Origin of the sequence: Bradyrhizobium sp. 199 (assembly GCF_023073355.1) — a bacterium.
Lineage (GTDB): Bacteria > Pseudomonadota > Alphaproteobacteria > Rhizobiales > Xanthobacteraceae > Bradyrhizobium.
The window spans coordinates 621,456-641,743 of sequence record NZ_JADPJI010000002.1 but is presented as its reverse complement, the minus strand read 5'-3'; the positions used below and the strand labels follow the sequence as shown (position 1 = coordinate 641,743).

The window sequence follows — 20,288 nt, the reverse complement described above, 5'->3', positions numbered from 1 at the left end:
GGGAAGCGTCGTTGAATTAGAGACTAGCCGGCACCCATCAGCGAGGCCGGACGGCGCTCGCCGCCGAAAGCGAATATCTTCTTGAGCTTGTTGACCACGCGGATCAGGAAGCCGATCATCACGGGATTGGTTTTCCGGCAGAAGGCGATCTTCTTGACGTGGCCTTCGACATGCCATTTGGCGTGCGCACCGTCGCGGAAGAAAATGACATCGCCGGGGCCGTAGCGCTTCGGCGGCATACCGTCGCTCTCGAGCACGATCGATCCTTCCATGATCATGATCGTCTCGTCGATGTCGTAGTACCAGTTGAAGCGGCCTTCGGTGCACTGCCAGATGATGGTCGAGGCGGTGCCGTCGGCGCTGGTGGACAAGATGTGCGAGCGCGATACGGGATTACCCTCGATGATCCAGGACGGCTCGATCGGCCGCAGCTCGAGGTCGACATTGCAGCTACCGATTTCGATCAATGCGCGCGACATCTTCTTCCCCAGCGATATAATAAATATGGCCGGGTCTCGGCCCGGATTATTTAGAAAGATGCCGGGAACGCTAGTCACCGGTTTTTAATTCTTTCTTACGCCGGCCCCGAAAATCAGCCGGAAGTTGCGGACGCAACGCGGTTAATGCGGCGATTTCCCTGCAAATTCGTGCACATGAACCGATCCTTTCCGGGGTGCGACAAAGTGCGCGAACACCAAGCGGAGCCACGCCGATGCCCCTCACGCCCGAGGTTGTGACAGCCGATCGCGCAGTCGTCACCCGGCTCATCAGCCTCGATGTCTCCTTCGTGCCGGACGAGGAGCCCTGGTTCACCATCGACGGCACTGAAAACCCACGGCAGATCGGCAGTCACGGCTCTGGCGGCGCGTTCGTGCTGCTGCCGTCGCAGAATGTACTCTACGTCTCATCGGAGGGCCGCGCGGGAATTATCGCTGCTACGTTCGAGTCGTTCATCCAGCTCGTCGTCGCCCGCCCCTATTGGCTCGACATCCTGAAATTTTCCGGTGGTGGCGACCTCCAGGAGATGCGGCGCGCGGCGGAGGCGCTCGAGGCGACGCTCCACGACGAGATCAACGAAGCCCGCGCAGAGATCCGCAAGAGCCTCCGCCTCGGCGAGGCGGACGATCCTGTCGGCGCGCTCTACGAAGCGATCGCTGCTTCCGACGCCGTCGTGCGGGCCACCGACGGCAGCCCGTTCACGACACTGTTCAACCGTTTCAGCATCGACAACAATCCGAGGCTGCGCAACGCGGCGACGTGAGTCGTTCGACAGAGATCGAGCGCGCGCCTCGTCCTTCGAGACGGCCGCTTCGCGGTTTCCTCAGGATGAGGCTGATCGACATCGATGCCCGCTGAAGCGACTGCCGCGCACTTCCTGCTCATCCTGAGGAGCCCGCCAGCGGCGGGCGTCTCGAAGGATGGCTGCAGGAAGCCTTACTTCGCCCACTCACCCTTGCGGAACACCGGCACCTTGCTGCCATCGGGCAAAATGCCATCGATATCGGTCTCGGCCGAACCGATCATCCAGTCGATATGGATCAGGCTCTGGTTGCCGCCTTGCGCCGCGATCTGCTGCGGGCTCAGCTGGGCGCCGTTGACGAAGCACTTCGAATAGCACTGGCCGAGCGCGATGTGAGACGCTGCATTCTCGTCGAACAGCGTGTTGTAGAACAACAGCCCGCTCTGCGAGATCGGCGATGAATGCGGCACCAGCGCCACTTCGCCGAGGCGGCGGGCGCCTTCATCGGTGTCGAGCACCTTGTTCAGCACCTCCGCGCCGCGCGAGGCTTTTGCGTCCACGATCTTGCCGTCCTCGAACCGCACGGCGATGTTGTCGATCAGCGTGCCCTGGTAGGACAGCGGCTTCGAGCTCACGACATGGCCGTAGACCCGGCGGCAATGCGGCGTGGTGAAGACCTCCTCGGTCGGGATGTTGGCGTTGCAGCTGATGCCGTTCTTGGAGAGCGAGGCGCCGCCCTCCCATTCATGGCCGTCGGCCAGGCCGATGGTGAGGTCGGTGCCCGGCCCCGAATACTGCAGCGCGCGGAAACGCTGGCCGTTCAGCCAATTGGTGCGCTCGCGCAGCACCGCATTGTGGCTCGCCCAATTGTCCATCGCGTCCTCGCGGTCGACGCGGGACGCCGCGAAGATCGCATCCGCGAGCTTGCCGACCGCGACGTCCTCGGGATCATCAGGGAAGACCTGCTTGGCCCAGGACGGGCTTGGATAGGCGATGATGTTCCAGTTGGTGTCGAAATTGACGATCTTTTCCAGCGCAGGCTGATAGGCCATCGAATTCGCCTTGCTGGCGCGCGCCACCTTGGAAGGATCCTGGTCCGACAGCAGCATCGGATTGTCGCCGACGATGGCGAGCCGCGCGGTGTTGTCCGAGAACGCCTTGGCCATGCCCTCGTAGAGCCAGCCGGCGGCACGATCGAAACTGCTGTCGTGGCCGTGGCGGTAGCGCGCCAGCGTCATTTCCTCGTCCGACAGGATCGGCGTCACGATACCGGCGCCGGCCTTGTACGCATGCACGGCGATCCGCCGCACCAGCGGCAGCGCGATCGCGGGCGCCGTCAGCAGCAGATCCTGTCCCGGCCGCAAGCCCAGGCCCACCTTCACCGCCACCTCGGCCAACCGGTCGAGCTTCGCGGGATCAATGGGAGCGGTGGAATTGCGGTGATCAGTCATGCGGGGCCCTCTGCCGAAAGTCTCTCGTTCAATCTAAGGCTAGCATCGCGCGGCGCAAGTGCGCGAGCACCTTGCGACACTGGGAAGATACGCAGTTTCACGCATATTGGTTTTCAACGCGTTGCCGATTTCAGCACCCGGTCAACCATGGCAGGCGCAAGCCCGAGGTAATTTTTTGGTGAGGTGAGCGCCTCGATTGTGGCGCGATCGATGCGGCTCGTGATCCGCGAATCGGCGGACAGCGCATCGGCCAGGCTCATTCCCTTGTCGTTGGCCTGACGGCAGGCGTCATAGACCACGTCATGGGCCTCTTGCCGGCCGAGCTGCGGCGCGAGCCCCATCATGACCGCCTCGGCCACGATCAGGCCGCGGCTGATGGCGAGATTGTCATTCATCTTCTTCGCGTCGACGATAAGGCCTGCGAGGGCAAACTTCGCCTGGTACAGCGCGCCGGCGGTCAACACGAAGCTTTCCGGGATCGCCATCCATTCGGCGTGCCAGGGACCCGTGGCGCGCTCGAAATCCTGCACCATGGCATCAAGCATCAGCCCGGCGTGCTGGCGCACCGCCTTGGAGGCCGCCAGCATCAGTTCCGATGAGATCGGGTTGCGCTTCTGCGGCATGGTCGAGGAGGCGCCGCGCCCCTTGACGAAGGGTTCGTAGACCTCGGCGAACTCGGTCGAGGCCATGATCATGATGTCGAGCGCGATCTTGCCGAGCGAGCCGGTGACGAGTGCGAGGAAGTTCACGGCCTCGGCAAAGCCGTCGCGCGCGACGTGCCAGGTCGAGGCGGGAACGCCGAGCTTCAGCTCGGCGCAGAATGCCTCCTGCACCTCGAAGCCCTTGTCGCCGAGCGAGGCCAGCGTGCCCGCGGCGCCGGCGAACTGGCCGACCAGCACGCGCGGCTTCAGCTGCGCCAGCCGCTCGGCATGGCGGTCGAACATGGCAAGCCAGATTGCGGTCTTGTAGCCGAAGGTCACCGGCAGCGCCTGCTGGAGGTGGGTGCGGCCAGCCATGGGCGTGTCGCGATGGCGCTTGGAGAGGCTCGCCAGGATGCCGCGCAGCTCGTCGATGTCGCGCGCGACGATCTCCAGCGCAGCGCGCAGCTGCAGCACCACGGCGGTGTCCATGATATCCTGCGTGGTCGCGCCCCAATGCACGTAGCGGCCGGCCTCGCCGCATTGCTTCACCATCTGGTGCACCAAGGGGAGGATCGGATAGCCGACGTTTTCGGTCTCCTGCCGCAACAGGTCGAAATCGAGCGCGGCGACGTCGGTCCGCGCCGCGATCGCCTCGGCCGCCTGCTGCGGGATCACGCCACACCTCGCCTCCGCCTTCGCCAGCGCCACCTCGACCTCGGCATAGCGCGTCACCAGCGCGACGTCGGAGAACACCTCGCGCATCTCGGGCGTGCCGAAGGCGTCCCGGAACAGCATGGAATCGAGCACGGTGGTGGATGCGGAAAAGGCGGGCATGGGCGTTTCTTCGTGGTTGGTGTTTGTGTGGCGATAGCTTACGCAGTCGGCCCAGTTCGGCAAAGGACCTTCACCACTCGTCAGATCTACCGCGCGGCGGCATTATGACGGCACGTCTCGTGGTGCTCCGTCATCTTTAGGGCTCTGCTACGCTCCAGCGCCTCAGGATAACGGCTTTGGATGGGCGAACATCATCTCGTTGGCAATCGGCCCACCGCAACATTCCGGTCGCGGTTGTATTCCCTCCGCGAAGGGCATGGCTGCCATCACGCGAAACGATGAACCAAGCATCCCCTTCGGCAGACTCACAACTTTCGACCCATATTTCATTTTTGTCATTTTGCCTGCCCGATTTCGTAACGAGGCCTGAGTTTTCGACGTGCAGTTTCTGTTCAGGGACCACCTGCTCGATACCGACCTGCGCGAGTTGAGCCGCGAGCAGGTTCCCGTTGCCGTGGAGCCGCAGGTTTTCGATCTCGTCGTCCACCTCGTGCAGAACCGCGACCGGGTGGTCAGCAAGGACGAGTTGATCGACAAGATCTGGCACGGGCGCAGCGTCTCCGAATCCACCCTGACCAGTCGGATCAACGCCGCGCGCAAGGCGGTCGGTGACAGTGGGGCGAACCAGGCACTGATCCGCACCATCGCTCGCAAGGGTTTTCGCTTCGTCGGCGATGTCGAGGCCAAGGGGGGCGCGATCACGCCGGAACCTGGTCACGCCGCCTGGGTGCCGCGCGCTGCACTTGCGCTTCCCGAACGGCCCGCGATCGCCGTGCTGCCCTTCACCAACATGAGCGGCGAGGACGAGCAGGATTATTTCTCCGACGGCATCAGCGAGGACATCATGACCGCGCTGTCGAAGCTGCGCTGGTTCTTCGTCGTCGCACGGAACTCCTCCTTCGTCTACAAGGGCCGGGCCGTGCACATCCACGAGGTCGCGCGCGAGCTCGGGGTGCGCTACGTGGTCGAAGGCAGCGTGCGGCGGAGCGGCGATCGCCTGCGCATCTCGGCCCAGCTGAACGATGTCTCGACCGGCAGCCATCTCTGGGCCGAGCGCTACGATCGCGAGCTCGCCGACATCTTCGCCGTGCAGGACGAAATCACCGAGGCGATCGTCGCTGCGATCGAGCCTCAGCTCTATGCCGCCGAAAGCTTTCGCGCCCAGCAGAAGCCGCCGGGAAGTCTCGACGCCTGGGACCTCGTGATGCGCGCGTTGTCGCATCATTGGCGCAGCACGCGTGAGGACAATGCAATCGCGCAAGGGCTGCTCGAAAAGGCCGTCGCGATCGACCCCGCCTATGGCAAGGCGCTGGGCCTGCTCGCGACCAGCCATATCTTCGGCGCGCATATGGGCTGGACCGACATGGCCGCGACGGTGCCGATCGCCGAGCGCGCGGCGCTCGCGGCGGTGGAGGCCGATCGCGAGGATGCCTGGGCCCATCACGGCCTCGCCTACACCTATCTGTTCCGCCGCCGCTTCGACGACGCACTGGCGGAGTTCGAACTGGCGCTGCAGCTCAATCCAAATTTCGCAATGGCGCACGCCTTTTACGGCGTGACGCTGTGCTACGCGGGACGATGGCAGGATGGCGATGCCGCCGCGCGTCGCGCGCTGCGGCTCAGCCCGCGCGACCCGCTCGCGGCGATCTATTGCGGGGTTGCGGCCTACGCCCGGTTCGTCGGCCGCGACTACGAGGGAGCCGTGCAGATGGCGCGGGAGTCGATGCGGCAACGCGGCGATTTCGTCGGCGCGCACCGCGTGTTGACGGCCGCCGCCGGGATGTCAGGAGATCCGGCGCTCGCGGCCTCCGCCCTGGAAGGTCTACGCCGCGCTCAGCCCGCGGTCTCACTCGCCTGGATCACGCGCGAGCTGCCGATGCTGCGGGACGAGGATCGTGCGCATTATCTCGAGGGATTTCGCCGCGCGGGACTGAAATGACGGCGCCGCAACAATGACGGCGCAGCTTCGGTCTGGCGCTAAAGCGTGAATCCCCATCGCGCTTTAGGTTGTTGTTTAAGCATGATCTTTTCCGAAAAACCGCTGCGCACTTTTCCGGCTCATGCTTTTAATCGTCGTCGGGCCCGAACAGCCTGATCTGCGGGAAGCCGCCGCGCGGGCGGCCGGCGTAATCGCGCGCATCGGAATCTTCGCGGATATTGCGTGCGACATCGTCCCAATCGGGCCGGCCGCGCTGCTCGCGAGAGTCGTAGTGGCGGCGCTCGGCCCAGCGCTCACGGCGCTCCGTCCGGCGCCGTTCGGACGCCGCACGTTTCACGTCGGGCTCCCTGGCCTTGGCATAGGCGTTCTCGGGGGAAGAAGACGGATCGGCCGAGGCCTGCTGGTCGGTCGATTTTATGGCCTTCGAGGACGACGCGATTGCTGGCTTGGCCTGCTCCTTGGGCGGCTCGACCGCGGCTGCCTGCGCAGGTGGCGGTGCCGCCGGTTCGGCGTTCGCCTGGGTGGACTGCGTGTCAGGCTTTGCGGGTTCGGGCTTTGCTTCGGCCTGCGCCGGCGCGGCAGCGATCGCGCCGAAGGCTTGCGAACCGGTGAGATAATTGACGCGTTCCGAGGGCGCATTTGTGGCCGGTGGCGCGCCGGCGGTTTCGGCGCGCTGCGCCAATTTGCTGGTGTCCGGGCCCTGCTTGGACGCGACCGGATTCATGATGTTGCCGGCAACGATGCCGCCGCCCAAACCAATGGCGATGGCTGCGACGATGGTTCCGGCACCGACGAAATAGGCTGTCGAGGCGCGCATTGATCCACTCCCTCTTTGGAGCGAGCAACGCGCGTTGATTGCCGGATGTTCCTGGTGTCGAAGCAGTTCCCGAAGGAACTTAGGTCAGATCTGCTGCGCGACCTTCTCAAGCCCGATGAGCCGGGCGAGCTTGCGCACTTCTTCCTTCTGATCGTCACGCAGCTGGAACAGCAGCGGCATAGCGGCCGACTTCAACTGTTGGACCTCGTCGCAATTCGGATCGATCTGCGCGCTGGGTGGCGCGTTCGGATTGGAGAGCTTGTTAGCCGAGATCTTGCGCACGACGTTGCGGAGCGCACTCTCCACCGAGGGCCAATAATATTCCTGCGAGGACGACAGTTTCAGGCGATCCCTGATACCTGCGATCTGAGCGTCGGACAGCAGCGAATAATTTTTCTGCGGCTGCGGCTTGGCCACAAGCTTTGGCTTGGCCGCCGGGACTTCGACCGCGGGAACCTGCGCAGTGGCGGGCGCTTCGGACAAACTCGACGCCTTGGGCATCGGGAAATCGGACGGCGTTGCAGCGGCAAAGGCCTGCCTTAGCGGCTCGGTCAGCACGGGCGCCTGCGAAAGCCTGTCGGCCGGCACCTGGACCGGCTCAATCGCGGCCGAAGCCAGGGCCAGGGTCGGGACCAGGCGGTCCGCCTTGGCGGCGCGGTTGGTTGCGAGGGGCTTGGGCTGAGGGGTCTGCGAGATCATCTCTTCGCTGACACTGGGCACGCTGTCGCGGCCAAGAATGGCGGTTGTGGCGGCACCCAGGACGAGGAAGCAGGTGAGCACAACGATGGTGATGGCTTTGGACAAACGTCTCTCCGGGAACGGACGCTTCACGAGTTTGTTAACGTTGCCGAGGAAAAGGGCACGAATTAAGGCTTGAGTGTGCCATCGTTGCGACAATCAGTGTGTTTGGCGCGACATACCCCGTAAAAATCCAGGGAAATCAGGCAGCTACGGCCAGCTCGTAGGCGTCCTGGATGTCGGCGACGATCTCCGAGGCCTCCCAGACCGCGCGCGGCTCGACCGATTGCAACGTCACCGTCCAGTTGCCGCCACGCCGGGTACGGGGGACGCTGAGGATGTCGAAACGAACGTTGCGGCACAGCGGGTGGCGCGCCAGGGCATGAGCGACCCGAACGCGGATTTCGTCCAACGAAGCCGCGGTCTTGCTGTTGAGATAATCGAAGTCCATCGCCTGTCCCTCTCGGCCCCGATCGGCAACCGCGAGAGGATTCTTGGCCGGCCTTGGTTAATCTGCCGTTAAGGGAGGCCTATCGAGCGAGCGCTCGATTAACTGGGATCGGGACAAGCAGCCCCGGCGTTTCCGCATTTTTACGGGGAGAGGCGTGCTCTCGCCTCTCGATATTCGAGCGCCGTCCGCGCAATGAGATGGTCGACAGGGAGCACATCGGTGACACCCGAGGTGGAGTGCCCGCCGCTCCAGATGTCGCGCCAGCGCTTCGGCCGGTTTTCGCGCGCGGCGACGTCGATATCCTCAGCGATGTCGATCCTGCCCCGCGCCGGCAGATCGTCGGGGTCAAGCCCGGCGGCGACGATCGAGGGCCTCAGCATGCTGGTCTGCAGGCCGGTAAAGGCGGTGGTGAGCAGAACGTCGTCGGCGCTGCTCTCGACCAGCATCCGCTTGTGGCGTTCGTCTGCCATGCTCTCGCGCGTCGCGATGAACTTCGTTCCCATATAGGCGAGATCGCAGCCGAGCACTTCGGCCGCATGCAGCGCATGGCCGTCGCTGATGCCGCCTGCGAGCACGACGACGCCGTCGTAGAATGTACGGACCGCGCGGACGAAAGCGAACGGGTTGAGCCAGCCGGTCTGGCCGCCGGCGCCCGCGGTGAGCAGCACCAGCCCGTCGGCACCTGCTTCCGCCGCGCGTTCGGCATGGCGGATGGAAGCGACATCCGCCAGCACCAGCGCACCGGCATCGTGCAGCGGCTTCAACACGGGCGCGGGCGAGCCTACCGACGTGATGACGACCTCCGGTCTATGCCGCAGCAGCACGGCGAGATCCTGCTCCAGCCGCGCATTGGAGCGGTGCACGATCAGGTTCGGACAGAGCGGCGCTGGCTTGCGGCCGGTTTGATCTTCGTGCTGGCGCAGCCGCGTCTCGATCGCGCTGAGCCATTCATCGAGCTGCTCCGTGCTGCGGCAATTCACGGTGGGGAAGCTGCCGATCACCCCGTTGCGGCAGGCCGCGATCATGAGCTCGACGCCCGACACCAGAAACATCGGTGCTGCAATCAAAGGCAGAGCGAGACGTTCGCGAAAGCGTTGCAGTCGATCGGATGTCACTCAAATCTCCCTGTCACTCATGGCTCCCGCGCGGGCTTTGTCGTTTCATGCCGCGGTCCCTGTGCTAGCGTCATCAGCAACATTGGCACGCCACAAGCCGGTGACAAGCAACGAGGAAACATATGTCCGATCCGCTCCACGCATCGTCCCCGACTTGCGCTCAGGCGCTACGGGCGCTGTCGCGCTATCCCGGCCGCACCGCTTTCGCATGGCCTGAGGGATCGCTGAGCTACCAAGGCACCATCGACCTGATCGGACGCATCCAGGGCGTGTTCATGCGGCTTGGACTGCAGACAGGCGCGCGCGTCGCCTTCCTCACCGCGAACCGTGCCGACACCTGGTGCGCCGGCGTTGCCGCGCAATTATCGCGGCTCTGCATCACCTGGCTGCATCCGTTGGGATCGCTGGAGGACCAGCTTTTCCAGCTCGAGGATTCCGAAGCGGAGATGCTGGTGGTGGATGCGGCTGCCTTCCGCGACCGTGGCGGCGAGCTCGCCGCGAAAGCGAGCCTGCTCAAGGCGGTCTTCACCATGGGGCCGGCCGGCTACGGTGTCGATCTGCTGGCGGCGATCGAGAGCGCGGGACACGCCAGCGCACAGTGCCTCGCCGGCCTCGACGATCTCTCCACGCTGAACTACACCGGCGGCACCACCGGCAAATCCAAGGGCGCGCTGCGCTATCACCGCGAGAATGCCGGAGCTGCCGCCGCGATCCTCGCCGATTTCGAGATCCCCGATGCGGCACGCTACCTCACGGTCGCCCCGATCAGTCATGTCGCCGGCACGAAAGTGCTGCCGACCCTGATGCGCGGCGGCACCGTGCACATGCTGAAGGGATTCGATCCCGAGGCCGTGCTGGCCACGATCGCGCGCGAGCGCATCAACTTCACGCTGTTCGTGCCGACCATGATCTACGTGCTGCTCGACCACCCCGCGATTGACAAGACCGACCTGTCCTCCCTCGAGCTGGTGCTCTACGGCGCGTCCGCGATGTCGCCGAGCCGGCTGGTCGAGGGGATCGAGCGCATCGGACCGGTGTTCTCGCAGCTCTACGGCCAGACCGAATGCTACCCGGTCTCGGTGCTGCGCAAGGCGGATCACGATCTCAAGACGCCCGAGCTGTTCCTGTCCTGCGGCTTCCCGATCGCGGCCTGCGAGGTCAAGATCCTCGATGATAACGACCAGGAGGTGAAAACGGGCGAGGCCGGCGAGATCTGCGTGCGCGCCCCGCATGTCATGGCCGAATACTGGAAGCGGCCTGACATCACCGCCGAGACGCTGAAGAACGGCTGGGTCCACACCGGCGACATCGCGCGGAAGGACGAGCGCGGCTACATGTTCATCCTTGACCGTAAGAAGGACATGATCGTGTCCGGCGGCTTCAACATCTTCCCGCGCGAGGTCGAGGACGTGCTGTCGCAACATGCCGATGTCGCCATGGTCGCGGTCGTCGGCATCCCCGACGAGAAATGGGGCGAAGCCGTCACCGCCATCGTGGTGCCGCGCGAGGGCGCACGGCCCGATCCGGACGAGCTGATCAACCTGGTCAAGACCCGAAAAGGCTCTGCGCATGCGCCCAAGCAGATCCAGTTCGTCAAGCAATTGCCAATGACCGGCGTCGGCAAGGTCGACAAGAAGGTGCTGCGTGCGGGCTTCTGGAGCGGCCGGGATCGGATGGTGGGATGAATATCCCGGGATTCTACGGTGTCGTTGTTGCCCCGACACCACAACGCGCAACGGAGTGTCAGGCGGTGACGCCCGCGGAATTGCCGGCGAATCGGAGAATCATCTAGACCGCTGATAGGGCTGGGAAGCGGAGAGTAAGATGAGAGTCGCTTCCCTCGAAAGTGCAGTCGCCGCGGTCACCTTGATCACGGCTATCATCGTGGTGCTGTGGGAGATCAAGATCTTCTACGGAATCTGAACAGCAGGATGCCTCTTCGAACACCACCGAGCATGCCTTCCGCGGCGGCGGAAGCCTGCCGTTCAATTGGCTTCAAGAGCAATCGCGGCGCTTGCCGTCACGCCTGCCGCTTCTCTATCACCAGGCTCTGCACCGCGCGGCCGAAATAGCCATGGCGGTCGGCGAGGCGCGACATTGCGAGCCCGGCACCGTCAGCGCCGATCCAGGATTCGCCGTCGAGCAGGATCCACTCGCCGATCGGCTGACGTGCGAAGCTCACGGTGAGGTCGGCGTTGATGTAGGTCCAGGCGCGGAAGTCGAGCATCGAGGCGGTGCCGTTGGAGAAATCGGCGGCGACCACGGCGCGCATCGCCTGCGAAATCGCCTCACCTGCGATCAGCGGATGGTCGACGCGAAACCAGATCGCACCGGGGCCGGCCTGGCCGAAGCGACCGCGCGCGGCGCGCATCGACACTATTCTCACGAACGGGCTGGTGACGGCTGGGCCGTCCTCGACGAAGGAATCTTCAGGCGACGGCAACTCGACGGGTGTATCCTTGACGTCGTCGGGCAACGGCAGCTTCTGCTGCTTGATCTTGAGCACGGTGGCGCCGACGACCTGCACGCCATCGGCGAGCAGCTTGATCTCGCACAGCTGGATCTTGCGACCTTCGCGCAGGACCTCGGTCTCGATGGTGAGCGGCCCCACCGGTACCGGGCGCATCAGATCGATGGTGACGCGCGCGATGTTCATCGCGACCGGCGTCGGGATGCGTTCTGCCGCCCACGTCACCAGCGAGGCTGGCGCCGAGCCGTGCTGCATGCGCTGGTCCCAGGGACCGGCGGCATCAGGGCTGGTGACGACGCTATTGCGGTCGACGCGGTAGATGGCGGTCATCGTTTCAAAGCAGTCTCAGTTGACGGTCCCCGGAGGCTGCGCAGCGCGTAGCGGTGCGCTGCTGATCCGGGTCGATTCGTTGCGGCGACGGGTCCCGGCTCTGCGGAGCAATGCTAGCCATTGCACCGCGTCCGGGACATGAGAATTACAACGGTGGATCGATCGCTTCGTCGTATTCCTTCTTGAAGCGCGCGATCAGTTCGGCGGCGGGCAAGATGCCGTCGACGCTGCCGATGCCCTGGCCCGAGCCCCAGATCTCCTTCCAGGCCTTCGGTTTGGCGCGCTCGCCGGAAGCGTCGGTGCCGAAATTCATCTTGGAGGGATCGGAGGTGGGCAGATCCTCTGGATTCATGCCGGCAGCGAGGATCGAAGGTTTCAGGTAGTTGCCGTGCACGCCGGTGAAGAGGTTGGAATAGACGATGTCGTCGGCGCTCGAGCCGGCAATCATCTCCTTGTACTTCTCGACCGCGTTGGCTTCCTTGGTCGCGATGAAGGCCGAACCGATATAGGCGAAGTCGGCGCCGAGGACGCGTGCGGCGCGGATCGCCTTGCCGTTGCCGATCGCCCCCGACAGCGCGATTGGACCGTCGAACCACTTGCGGGTCTCGGCGACGAAGGCCAGCGGCGAGATGGTGCCGGCATGGCCGCCGGCACCGGCCGCGACGAGGATCAGGCCGTCGGCGCCCTTCTCGATCGCCTTGTGCGCGAATTTCTGGTTGATCACGTCGTGGAAGACGATGCCACCCCAGCCATGCACGGCCTGGTTCAGCTCCTCGCGGGCGCCGAGTGAGGAGATGATCATCGGCACCTTGTACTTGGCGCAGAGCTGCATGTCGTGGTCGAGCCGGTTGTTCGACTTGTGCACGATCTGGTTGACCGCAAACGGCGCCGACGGCTTGTCGGGATGGGCGCGGTCATAGGCCGCGAGTTCTTCCGTGATCCGCGCCAGCCATTCGTCGAGCAGCTCCGGCGGCCGGGCGTTCAGCGACGGAAACGAGCCGACCACCCCCGCCTTGCACTGCGCGATCACAAGATCGGGCACCGAGATGATGAAGAGCGGCGAGCCGATCACGGGGATCGACAGGCGTCCCTTGAACAAGGCAGGCATGGACATTGCGAGACGATCCTATGTTGGCCGGTCAATGGAAGGTTGGACACCATACCAACAAGGCAATCTTTCCACTGTCAAGTATTGCGTTTTGCAGTCGTGGCGGATCGGCTACCGCAATTCCAACCGGCGGAATTCGACCTTTACCTCTGCCGTTGGGAGAGGTGGCACCTTCAACGCGGCAGCGCCGTCACCCGAGCAGATCCGGATTGATCAGCCGCTCGAACGAGAACATCTCGTCCCACTTCTCCTGCGTCAGCAGCTTGCGCTCGACCACGACGATCTGGTGCAGCGATTTGCCGCTCTTGTAGCCTTCGCGCGCGATCTCGGCGCATTGCTTGTAGCCCAGCAGCGGCTTCAGCACGGTCACGATGCCGAGTGAGTTCAGCACCATGTTGCGGGTATGCTCATCGTTGGCGGTGATGCCGACGACGCAGTTCTCGCGCAGGCTGTTGACCGCGCGCTCCATGGTGCGGATCGAGAAGAAGAGCGCGAACGAGATCACCGGCTCCATCACGTTGAGCTGGAGCTGGCCGGCCGAGGCCGCGAGCGTCACCGTGGTGTCGAGCCCGATGACGAGGAAGCTGGTCTGGTTGACGACCTCGGGGATAACAGGATTGACCTTGCCGGGCATGATCGAGGATCCCGGCTGCAGCTGCGGCAGGTTGATCTCGTTGAAACCGGCGCGCGGGCCGGAGGCGAGCAGGCGGATGTCGTTGCAGATCTTGGTCAGCTTGCTCGCCGTGCGCTTGAGGACGCCGGAGAGCTGTACATAGGCGCCGGTGTCCGAGGTCGCCTCGACGAGATCGCCTGCGAGGATGAAGTCGACGCCGGTGAGCGCGCTCAGATGCCGGACCGCGAGCTTGGGATAGCCGTGCGCCGCGGTGACGGAGGTGCCGATCGCGGTGGCGCCGAGATTGATCTCGCGCAGCAGCGCGCGGGCCTCGGAAATTCGATCGACCTCCTCGCCCATGGTGGTGCCCCAGCCGCGGAATTCCGCGCCCAGCGACATCGGCACCGCGTCCTGCAAATGGGTGCGGCCCATCTTCAGCACGCGATCGAACTCCCTGCCCTTGGCGAAGAAGGCCTCCTGGAGCTGGCGCAGCGCCGTCATGTAGCTCTCGAGCCGCAGGATCAGCGCCAGCCGAAAGGCGGTCGGATAGGTGTCGTTGGTCGACTGGCCGTAATTAACGTGATCGTTGGGGCTGACATGCTGGTAGTCGCCCTTGGCAAAGCCGAGCGATTCCAGCGCAAGATTGGCGATTACCTCGTTGGCGTTCATGTTGGTGGAGGTGCCGGCGCCGCCCTGGATGAAGTCGGTCACGAACTGATCCATCATGTCGCCGGCGATGACGCGATCGCAGCCCACGATGATAGCTTCCGCGACTTTGGTATCCACCGCGCCGAGATCGCGATTGGCCATGGCGGCGGCCTTCTTGACGTAACCGAGCGCCTTCACGAAGTAAGGCTCCTGGTTCATCGGAATGCCGGTGATGTGGAAGTTCTCCTTCCCGCGGATGGTCTGAACGCCGTAATAGATGTCGTCGGCGATCTCACGCTGTCCGAGGAAGTCCTGCTCCGTACGGCTCATGGGCGCTCCTTGCTGCATGCGTGCGAGGCTTTCACGTCAGTTCTGGCACAGCGCGCTGGTCACGAAAGTATCGGTGCGGCAATCGTCAGGTTTGCGGGTCCGGCCCGGGATCAGAACCTTGGCCGAGCATTTCTCCGCGGAGTCCGCATTCAGGCTCTTGCCGTCCTTGTAGCCCTTGCTCTGGCAGAGCTGGTCGGCGGCCTGCTTGCAGTCGGGCGCACCGTTGGACGAGGCTGGACAAGCCACGCGACCCGACACCATGGTCGAGGGCTTTGCCAGCCGCGACAGGTCATTCATGGTTTCGCTGGGGCTTTTGATCGGCGGCAGGATCGAGGGCAGCTTGTCGAACAGCTTGCCCATTTCATTGATCAGTCCGGAATTTTCTGCGGGTGCGGGCGTCGAGGGCGGCGGCGGAGCCTGCGGCCCTTGCTCCTGCAAGCCAAGCGAGGGCGGCGCCGATTGCGCCCACCCGGTCCCGCAGGCAGCGAGCAGGATCAGCACTGCTGACATCAGCGTCACAAGCCGCAGAGCCGGATTGCCGGATCGAACCATCATGACGGCAACCGTAGCCGAAGCCGACCCTGCGGCAAAGCGCGGAGGTTTAGATCAGCTTGATCGCCACCACGAAGCCGAGCACCAGCACGGCAGCACCGACCGCCACCACAAGACCGAGATGCTTCTCGATCTTCACGCGGATCCAGTCTCCGTAGCGGTTGAGCAGGATCGCGACGATGAAGAAGCGTCCGCCGCGCGCGACGATCGAGCACAGGATGAACAGGACGATGTTGTAGCCGGCAAAGCCCGACGTAATTGTCACGAGCTTGTAGGGGATCGGCGTCAGCCCCTTCAACAGGATGATCACCGCACCCCATTCCGCATAGGAGGCGCGGAAGGCCTCGACCTTGCCGCCGAGGCCGTAGACCTGGATCAGCCATTGGCCGACCGAGTCAAACAGCAATGCGCCGATGGCGTAGCCGACGACGCCGCCGAGCACCGAGGTGACGGTACAGACCATTGCATAGAGCCAGGCGCGCTGCGGGCGGGCCAGCGACATCGGAATCAGCATCACATCCGGCGGGACCGGAAAGAACGAGCTTTCGGCGAAAGACACGACGCCCATGATCCAGAGCGCGTAGGGCTTGTGGGCGGCGTCGATGCACCAATCGTAGATACGTTTCAGCATGGCGCCGCGATGAAGCACCATGGGATGGATTTGTCCATGCCGAGATTGAGGCGAATTATGACGTTTCGAGCATGATCCGGACCCGAAGGGCCGCGCCAGCGCAAAGTGTTCCGCGGTTTTCCGAAAAGACCATGCTCAAACAAGAGGCTAACGCGTGATGACCATTCACGCTGGTCTCATCGCGCTTTAGTGGCGCTTGCGCACCGCACGGCCCTCGTGCGCGACAATTGGCCGCCTGGCGGCCACGCGCGGTGACGCGACTTTGGGCAGCTTCATCGAGGATTTCGGCAGCTTCTCGGCGATGCCAAGCATGTCTTCCCGCCGCGTCATCTCGCGCCAGACATCCTCAGGGCGCACGCCGGCAGAGGCCCAAAGCACGGTGAGATTGTAGAGCAGGTCGGCGCTTTCCCGGATCACGGCATCGCTATCGCCGTTGACCGCATCGATCACGACTTCGATGGCCTCTTCGGCCAGCTTCTTCGCCATTTTGGAAGGCCCGCGCTGAAACAGCCGGGCCGTACGCGACGTTGCCGGATCAAGATCTCTGGCCGCGAGCACAGCCAGATATAGCCGCTCAAGCGAATCACTCATGGTACTCAAAACTACTCTAAAGCAATGTCGAGCGCGTTAACGCGCGCCAATAAAGCAGAAAACAGGCCGCCGCGGCAAGCGCGACGGCCTGTTCAGGTCAAGCTGGGGAGCCCCGCTCAGTAGCAGGTCGAGAGGTTGCCCTGGCCGCCCTGCGCGGACCGGTACGGGCCACCGCAACGGTGGAACGGGCGCGGGCCGGTATAGGAGTCGCCGCCGTAATAGACCGGACCCTCGTCGTAATAGACCGGGCCGCCGCCATAGTAAGCCGGGGCATCGTAGGCGTAGGCATCACGGGTGGCGGCGATCGCAAGGCCGGTGCCGATGGCGCCGGCGATGGCCGCGCCGGCAAGAGCCGCGCCACCTCCACCATGCCAGTGGCGGCCTCCCGCGAACGACGCGGTAGGGGCGACCGAGGTCAGCGCCAGCACCGCGGCGGTGGCGAGAACGGCTTTGCGGCCGGCAAACTTCGAAAAGCTCTCAAACATGGTCTGGACCCTCCTTGGGACCTAGAATGGTGCCTGCAGACAGGCTCATGTCTCTCAAACACCTGCATCTCATGTTGGGTTCCCCAACCCCAACACAAGCTGAACGGGGTTGCGTGATCGTGACGCAACCGCCACTCATCCGCCGTTCATATTGGCGCGGAGAGACTGGCCGCAGCCGGCGCCGCGAGCGTCACGAAACCATAACAATACGGACCGGCGCATCGATGTCAGGATTCAAGACGACCGCCCTCCGTTGCCTGCTGGCTCTCTCGATCTCGCTTGCAACGCTCGTTGCACGCGGTGTCGGTGCGGCCGAGACTGCTGCGCCGTCCGTTGCGATCCACTTCAGCTTTGACCGCCCGCTCGACGCGAGCATGGCGCCGTTCTTCCTTGCGGCGAAAGACGGCAGCTTCAGCGCCGAGCGTCTCAACGTGTCCTTCAGCAGCGCAACCGGATCGCCGGAGGCGCTGGCACGTGTCGCCAAGGGCGACAGCGAGCTTGCGCTCGTCGACATCAACGAGTTGATCCGCTTTCGCGACAAGGAAGATGCGGCGCCGGTCAAGGCGGTGTTCGTGCTATTCAACCGCGCGCCCTACGCGATCGTCGCGCGCAGGAGCCGAGGCATCCAAGTGTTGCCAGATCTCGATGGCAAGACCGTCGGAGTAGCCGACGGCGATCTGTCGATGCGGTTGTGGCCGGCGCTGGCGCAGCAGAACGGCATCAAGACATCGCGCACCAAATTTCACAAGATCGGCGCGGCGGTGCGCGAGCCGATCCTGTCCGCAGGACAGGTCGATGCGGTCGCCGGCTTCAACTATCTCTCCGCGGTGAACTTGCGCGACCGCGGCGTGCCCGGAGCCGATCTCGTCGTGCTGCGTTATGCCGACTACGGCTGCGAGGCCTATGGCTTCGCTGTAGTTGTCAATCCCGCCTTCGCCGCAGCAAAGCCGGACGCCGTGAAGGGCTTCGTCCGCGCCTTGATCGCCGGCATCGCCGGGACGGTTAAGGAGCCGACGCGTGCGGCGGACGAGGCCGCGAGCCGCATCGACGACGGCGACCGCAAATTGGAGCTGGACCGCCTGCACACCGTCCTCGCCGACAACGTCCTGACCGACGAGGTCAGGCGCAACGGCGTGGGCGGCATCGATCCGGCGCGCCTGGAGCGCTCGATCGGCCAGATCGCGCAGGACTTCAAATTCCGTAAGCGGCCTACCGCGGGCGATATCTTCGACGACAGCTTCCTGCCGCCGGTCGCAGGGCGGCTGATCAACTGAGCAAAACCGACAGCTTCCGCTATATCTCGCGGGCGATCCCTGCTTAGAGTATGCGCTCACTCCGTTCCAGCCGCCCGAGCTCGTCGTCCCATGTCCATCCTCCGTCTCTACACCCGTGTTCTCGAGCTGCTCGGCAAGGAGGCACGGCTGGGCTGGCTGCTCGCGGTCGTCAATCTCCTGCTGGCAGGTTCGCAATTCGCCGAACCCGTGCTGTTCGGCCGGATCGTCGACGTGCTCTCCGGCAAGACGGTGGCCGGTTCGAACTCGGCCTGGCCGTTCCTGGTGGCCTGGGTCGCATTCGGGCTCTTCACCATCATGTGCAGCGCGATCGTGGCCTTGCAAGCCGACCGGCTCTCGCACCGCCAGCGTCAGGCGGTCCTGACCGACTATTTCGAGCATATCCTCCAACTGCCGCTGACCTTCCACTCGGGCACCCATTCGGGCCGGCTGATGAAGGTGATGCTCAACGGCACAGATGCGCTTTGGCGATTATGGGTCGGCTTCTTTCGAGAGCATTTTGCCGCGATCCTCTCGGTCGTGGTACTGCTGCCGCTCTCGCTCTACCTGAACTGGCGGTTGGCGATCCTGCTGTTCGTGCTCTGCATCGTCTTCACGGGGTTGACGACCTTCGTGGTGCGCAGAACCTTCGGCATGCAGATGGAGGTGGAGGAGCACTACAGCGAGCTGTCGGCGCGCGCTTCCGACGCCCTCGGCAACGTCGCGCTGGTGCAGAGTTTCGTGCGCGTCGAATCCGAGGTAAAGGGCTTGCGCTCCGTCGCCGATCAATTGCTCGAAGCGCAGATGCCGGTGCTGTCGTGGTGGGCGCTCGTGACTGTCATCACGCGCGCGTCCACCACCATCACGGTGCTCGCGATCTTCACGCTCGGTATCGCGCTGCACGACCAGGGGCTCACCTCGATCGGCGAGATCGTGATGTTCGTGAGCTTTGCGACGCTGCTGATCCAGAAGCTCGAACAAGTCGTCAGCTTCATCAACAACGTGTTCATGGAAGCGCCGCGCCTGCGCGAGTTCTTTGGCGTGCTCGATGCCGTGCCCGCGGTGCACGACCGAGCCGACGCGATCGATGCCGGCAGGCTCTCCGGCCTCGTCGAGTTCAACGACGTCACCTTCTCCTATGACGGCAAGCGGCCGGCGGTCGAGGACCTCACCTTCACGGCGCTGCCCGGCCAGACCATCGCACTGGTCGGCCCGACCGGCGCCGGCAAATCGACCGCGATCGCGCTGCTGCATCGCGCCTTCGACCCGCAATCCGGCTTCATCAGGATCGACGGCATGGACGTGCGCGGCGTGACGCTGACGTCGCTGCGGCGTAATATCGGAGTCGTGTTCCAGGAAGCGCTGCTGTTCAACCGCTCGATCGAGGAGAATTTGCGCGTGGGCAAGCCGGACGCGACCGAAGCCGAGATGCGCAAGGCGGCCGAGCGTGCGCAGGCACTCGACTTCATCGAGCGCAGCGGCGGTTTCGGGACCAATGCCGGCGAGCGCGGCCGCATGTTGTCCGGCGGCGAACGGCAGCGCCTGTCAATCGCCCGCGCGCTGCTGAAGGATCCGCCGATCCTGATCTTGGACGAAGCCACCAGCGCGCTCGATGCCGTCACCGAGACCAAGGTGAATGCCGCTCTCGACGAAGTGATGAAGGGCCGCACCACCTTCGTGATCGCCCACCGTCTCTCCACCATCCGCAACGCCACGCGGATCCTCGTGTTCGAGAATGGACGCGTGATCGAAACCGGAACTTTCGATGAACTCGTGGCAAAAGGCGGCCATTTTGCCGAGCTCGCCAGGGCCCAGTTTATGGTCCATGAAACCGCTCAAGCGAGCACACGGGCCAGCATGACGGCGGCTGAGGCTGCCGCGACGGCTGCCAAATCCCCGTAGCAACTCCTCATAACATCGTCGAAATTCGGCCTATTTCATTGCGGAATACCCCGCTGATGCCCCTATTCTCGACGCACCAGCCGGTATAGGTTGCGACGCCGCAAGCGGCGGCGCTGGATTTCAAAACCGAA

At 64.1% G+C, this 20,288-nt stretch carries 19 protein-coding genes; 5 read left to right on the top strand and 14 right to left on the bottom strand.

Features of this window, described 5'->3' with window-relative positions:
* Positions 1–23 precede the first annotated feature (23 nt).
* Positions 24–479, bottom strand: a complete 456-nt coding sequence (locus IVB28_RS03090; RefSeq protein WP_247524588.1) for a cupin domain-containing protein — start codon at positions 477–479, stop codon at positions 24–26.
* 233 nt (positions 480–712) lie between these two features.
* On the opposite strand from IVB28_RS03090, the gene IVB28_RS03085 reads away from it, so the two are divergent.
* Positions 713–1,261, top strand: a complete 549-nt coding sequence (locus tag IVB28_RS03085) for a hypothetical protein (protein ID WP_247524587.1) — start codon at positions 713–715, stop codon at positions 1,259–1,261.
* A 173-nt stretch (positions 1,262–1,434) separates the two neighbouring features.
* On the opposite strand, the gene IVB28_RS03080 is transcribed toward IVB28_RS03085, so the two are convergent.
* Positions 1,435–2,691: an aminopeptidase gene (locus IVB28_RS03080; RefSeq protein WP_247524586.1), complete on the bottom strand. Its 1,257-nt coding sequence runs from the start codon at positions 2,689–2,691 to the stop codon at positions 1,435–1,437.
* 113 nt (positions 2,692–2,804) lie between these two features.
* Positions 2,805–4,166 carry a 3-carboxy-cis,cis-muconate cycloisomerase gene (gene pcaB / locus IVB28_RS03075; RefSeq protein ID WP_247524585.1) on the bottom strand — a complete coding sequence of 454 codons (1,362 nt, stop codon included), beginning with the start codon at positions 4,164–4,166 and terminating at the stop codon, positions 2,805–2,807.
* Positions 4,167–4,545: 379 nt separating this feature from the next.
* Between pcaB and IVB28_RS03070 the strand changes: the two genes are divergently transcribed.
* Positions 4,546–6,105: a winged helix-turn-helix domain-containing protein gene (locus IVB28_RS03070; protein ID WP_247524584.1), complete on the top strand. Its 1,560-nt coding sequence runs from the start codon at positions 4,546–4,548 to the stop codon at positions 6,103–6,105.
* Between the two features lie 127 nt (positions 6,106–6,232).
* On the opposite strand, the gene IVB28_RS03065 is transcribed toward IVB28_RS03070, so the two are convergent.
* The 4 genes from IVB28_RS03065 to IVB28_RS03050 all read right to left on the bottom strand — a co-directional run bounded on the left by IVB28_RS03065 (position 6,233) and on the right by IVB28_RS03050 (position 9,226).
* Positions 6,233–6,922: a hypothetical protein gene (locus IVB28_RS03065; RefSeq protein ID WP_247524583.1), complete on the bottom strand. Its 690-nt coding sequence runs from the start codon at positions 6,920–6,922 to the stop codon at positions 6,233–6,235.
* A gap of 84 nt (positions 6,923–7,006) precedes the next feature.
* Positions 7,007–7,726 (bottom strand): hypothetical protein, encoded by a 720-nt coding sequence (locus IVB28_RS03060; protein ID WP_247524582.1) that lies wholly within the window; start codon positions 7,724–7,726, stop codon positions 7,007–7,009.
* A gap of 136 nt (positions 7,727–7,862) precedes the next feature.
* The gene (locus IVB28_RS03055; RefSeq protein ID WP_247524581.1) at positions 7,863–8,111 is read right to left on the bottom strand and encodes a hypothetical protein; all 249 of its coding nucleotides are present in this window, start codon (positions 8,109–8,111) and stop codon (positions 7,863–7,865) included.
* A gap of 140 nt (positions 8,112–8,251) precedes the next feature.
* The gene (locus IVB28_RS03050; RefSeq protein WP_247524580.1) at positions 8,252–9,226 is read right to left on the bottom strand and encodes a nitronate monooxygenase; all 975 of its coding nucleotides are present in this window, start codon (positions 9,224–9,226) and stop codon (positions 8,252–8,254) included.
* Positions 9,227–9,348: 122 nt separating this feature from the next.
* Between IVB28_RS03050 and IVB28_RS03045 the strand changes: the two genes are divergently transcribed.
* On the top strand, positions 9,349–10,911 hold the full coding sequence (locus IVB28_RS03045) for an AMP-binding protein (protein ID WP_247524579.1): 1,563 nt from the start codon (positions 9,349–9,351) through the stop codon (positions 10,909–10,911).
* Positions 10,912–11,246: 335 nt separating this feature from the next.
* On the opposite strand, the gene IVB28_RS03040 is transcribed toward IVB28_RS03045, so the two are convergent.
* The 7 genes from IVB28_RS03040 to IVB28_RS03010 all read right to left on the bottom strand — a co-directional run bounded on the left by IVB28_RS03040 (position 11,247) and on the right by IVB28_RS03010 (position 16,984).
* Positions 11,247–12,026, bottom strand: coding sequence for a thioesterase family protein (locus IVB28_RS03040; protein ID WP_247524578.1), 780 nt, complete (start codon positions 12,024–12,026; stop codon positions 11,247–11,249).
* 145 nt (positions 12,027–12,171) lie between these two features.
* A complete protein-coding gene (locus tag IVB28_RS03035) occupies positions 12,172–13,140 on the bottom strand; it encodes a nitronate monooxygenase family protein (RefSeq protein WP_247524577.1) in 969 nt (322 codons plus the stop codon).
* Between the two features lie 184 nt (positions 13,141–13,324).
* Positions 13,325–14,725, bottom strand: coding sequence for an aspartate ammonia-lyase (locus IVB28_RS03030; protein WP_247524576.1), 1,401 nt, complete (start codon positions 14,723–14,725; stop codon positions 13,325–13,327).
* A gap of 36 nt (positions 14,726–14,761) precedes the next feature.
* Positions 14,762–15,280, bottom strand: a complete 519-nt coding sequence (locus IVB28_RS03025; RefSeq protein ID WP_247524575.1) for a hypothetical protein — start codon at positions 15,278–15,280, stop codon at positions 14,762–14,764.
* 46 nt (positions 15,281–15,326) lie between these two features.
* Positions 15,327–15,929 (bottom strand): YqaA family protein, encoded by a 603-nt coding sequence (locus IVB28_RS03020; protein WP_247524574.1) that lies wholly within the window; start codon positions 15,927–15,929, stop codon positions 15,327–15,329.
* 165 nt (positions 15,930–16,094) lie between these two features.
* On the bottom strand, positions 16,095–16,499 hold the full coding sequence (gene hisE, locus IVB28_RS03015) for a phosphoribosyl-ATP diphosphatase (protein ID WP_247524573.1): 405 nt from the start codon (positions 16,497–16,499) through the stop codon (positions 16,095–16,097).
* A 116-nt stretch (positions 16,500–16,615) separates the two neighbouring features.
* Positions 16,616–16,984, bottom strand: coding sequence for a hypothetical protein (locus IVB28_RS03010; protein WP_247524572.1), 369 nt, complete (start codon positions 16,982–16,984; stop codon positions 16,616–16,618).
* A 224-nt stretch (positions 16,985–17,208) separates the two neighbouring features.
* On the opposite strand from IVB28_RS03010, the gene IVB28_RS03005 reads away from it, so the two are divergent.
* On the top strand, positions 17,209–18,258 hold the full coding sequence (locus IVB28_RS03005) for an ABC transporter substrate-binding protein (protein WP_247524571.1): 1,050 nt from the start codon (positions 17,209–17,211) through the stop codon (positions 18,256–18,258).
* A gap of 90 nt (positions 18,259–18,348) precedes the next feature.
* A complete protein-coding gene (locus IVB28_RS03000) occupies positions 18,349–20,157 on the top strand; it encodes a glucan ABC transporter ATP-binding protein/ permease (RefSeq protein WP_247524570.1) in 1,809 nt (602 codons plus the stop codon).
* Positions 20,158–20,288 lie beyond the last annotated feature (131 nt).

Coding starts and splice junctions, on each gene's coding strand:
- IVB28_RS03090 (WP_247524588.1), bottom strand. CDS start 479: ATGTCGCGCGCATTGATCGAAATCGGTAGCTGCAATGTCGACCTCGAG.
- IVB28_RS03085 (WP_247524587.1), top strand. CDS start 713: ATGCCCCTCACGCCCGAGGTTGTGACAGCCGATCGCGCAGTCGTCACC.
- IVB28_RS03080 (WP_247524586.1), bottom strand. CDS start 2,691: ATGACTGATCACCGCAATTCCACCGCTCCCATTGATCCCGCGAAGCTC.
- pcaB (WP_247524585.1), bottom strand. CDS start 4,166: ATGCCCGCCTTTTCCGCATCCACCACCGTGCTCGATTCCATGCTGTTC.
- IVB28_RS03065 (WP_247524583.1), bottom strand. CDS start 6,922: ATGCGCGCCTCGACAGCCTATTTCGTCGGTGCCGGAACCATCGTCGCA.
- IVB28_RS03055 (WP_247524581.1), bottom strand. CDS start 8,111: ATGGACTTCGATTATCTCAACAGCAAGACCGCGGCTTCGTTGGACGAA.
- IVB28_RS03045 (WP_247524579.1), top strand. CDS start 9,349: ATGTCCGATCCGCTCCACGCATCGTCCCCGACTTGCGCTCAGGCGCTA.
- IVB28_RS03040 (WP_247524578.1), bottom strand. CDS start 12,026: ATGACCGCCATCTACCGCGTCGACCGCAATAGCGTCGTCACCAGCCCT.
- IVB28_RS03035 (WP_247524577.1), bottom strand. CDS start 13,140: ATGTCCATGCCTGCCTTGTTCAAGGGACGCCTGTCGATCCCCGTGATC.
- IVB28_RS03030 (WP_247524576.1), bottom strand. CDS start 14,725: ATGAGCCGTACGGAGCAGGACTTCCTCGGACAGCGTGAGATCGCCGAC.
- IVB28_RS03025 (WP_247524575.1), bottom strand. CDS start 15,280: ATGATGGTTCGATCCGGCAATCCGGCTCTGCGGCTTGTGACGCTGATG.
- IVB28_RS03020 (WP_247524574.1), bottom strand. CDS start 15,929: ATGGTGCTTCATCGCGGCGCCATGCTGAAACGTATCTACGATTGGTGC.
- hisE (WP_247524573.1), bottom strand. CDS start 16,499: ATGAGTGATTCGCTTGAGCGGCTATATCTGGCTGTGCTCGCGGCCAGA.
- IVB28_RS03010 (WP_247524572.1), bottom strand. CDS start 16,984: ATGTTTGAGAGCTTTTCGAAGTTTGCCGGCCGCAAAGCCGTTCTCGCC.
- IVB28_RS03005 (WP_247524571.1), top strand. CDS start 17,209: ATGTCAGGATTCAAGACGACCGCCCTCCGTTGCCTGCTGGCTCTCTCG.
- IVB28_RS03000 (WP_247524570.1), top strand. CDS start 18,349: ATGTCCATCCTCCGTCTCTACACCCGTGTTCTCGAGCTGCTCGGCAAG.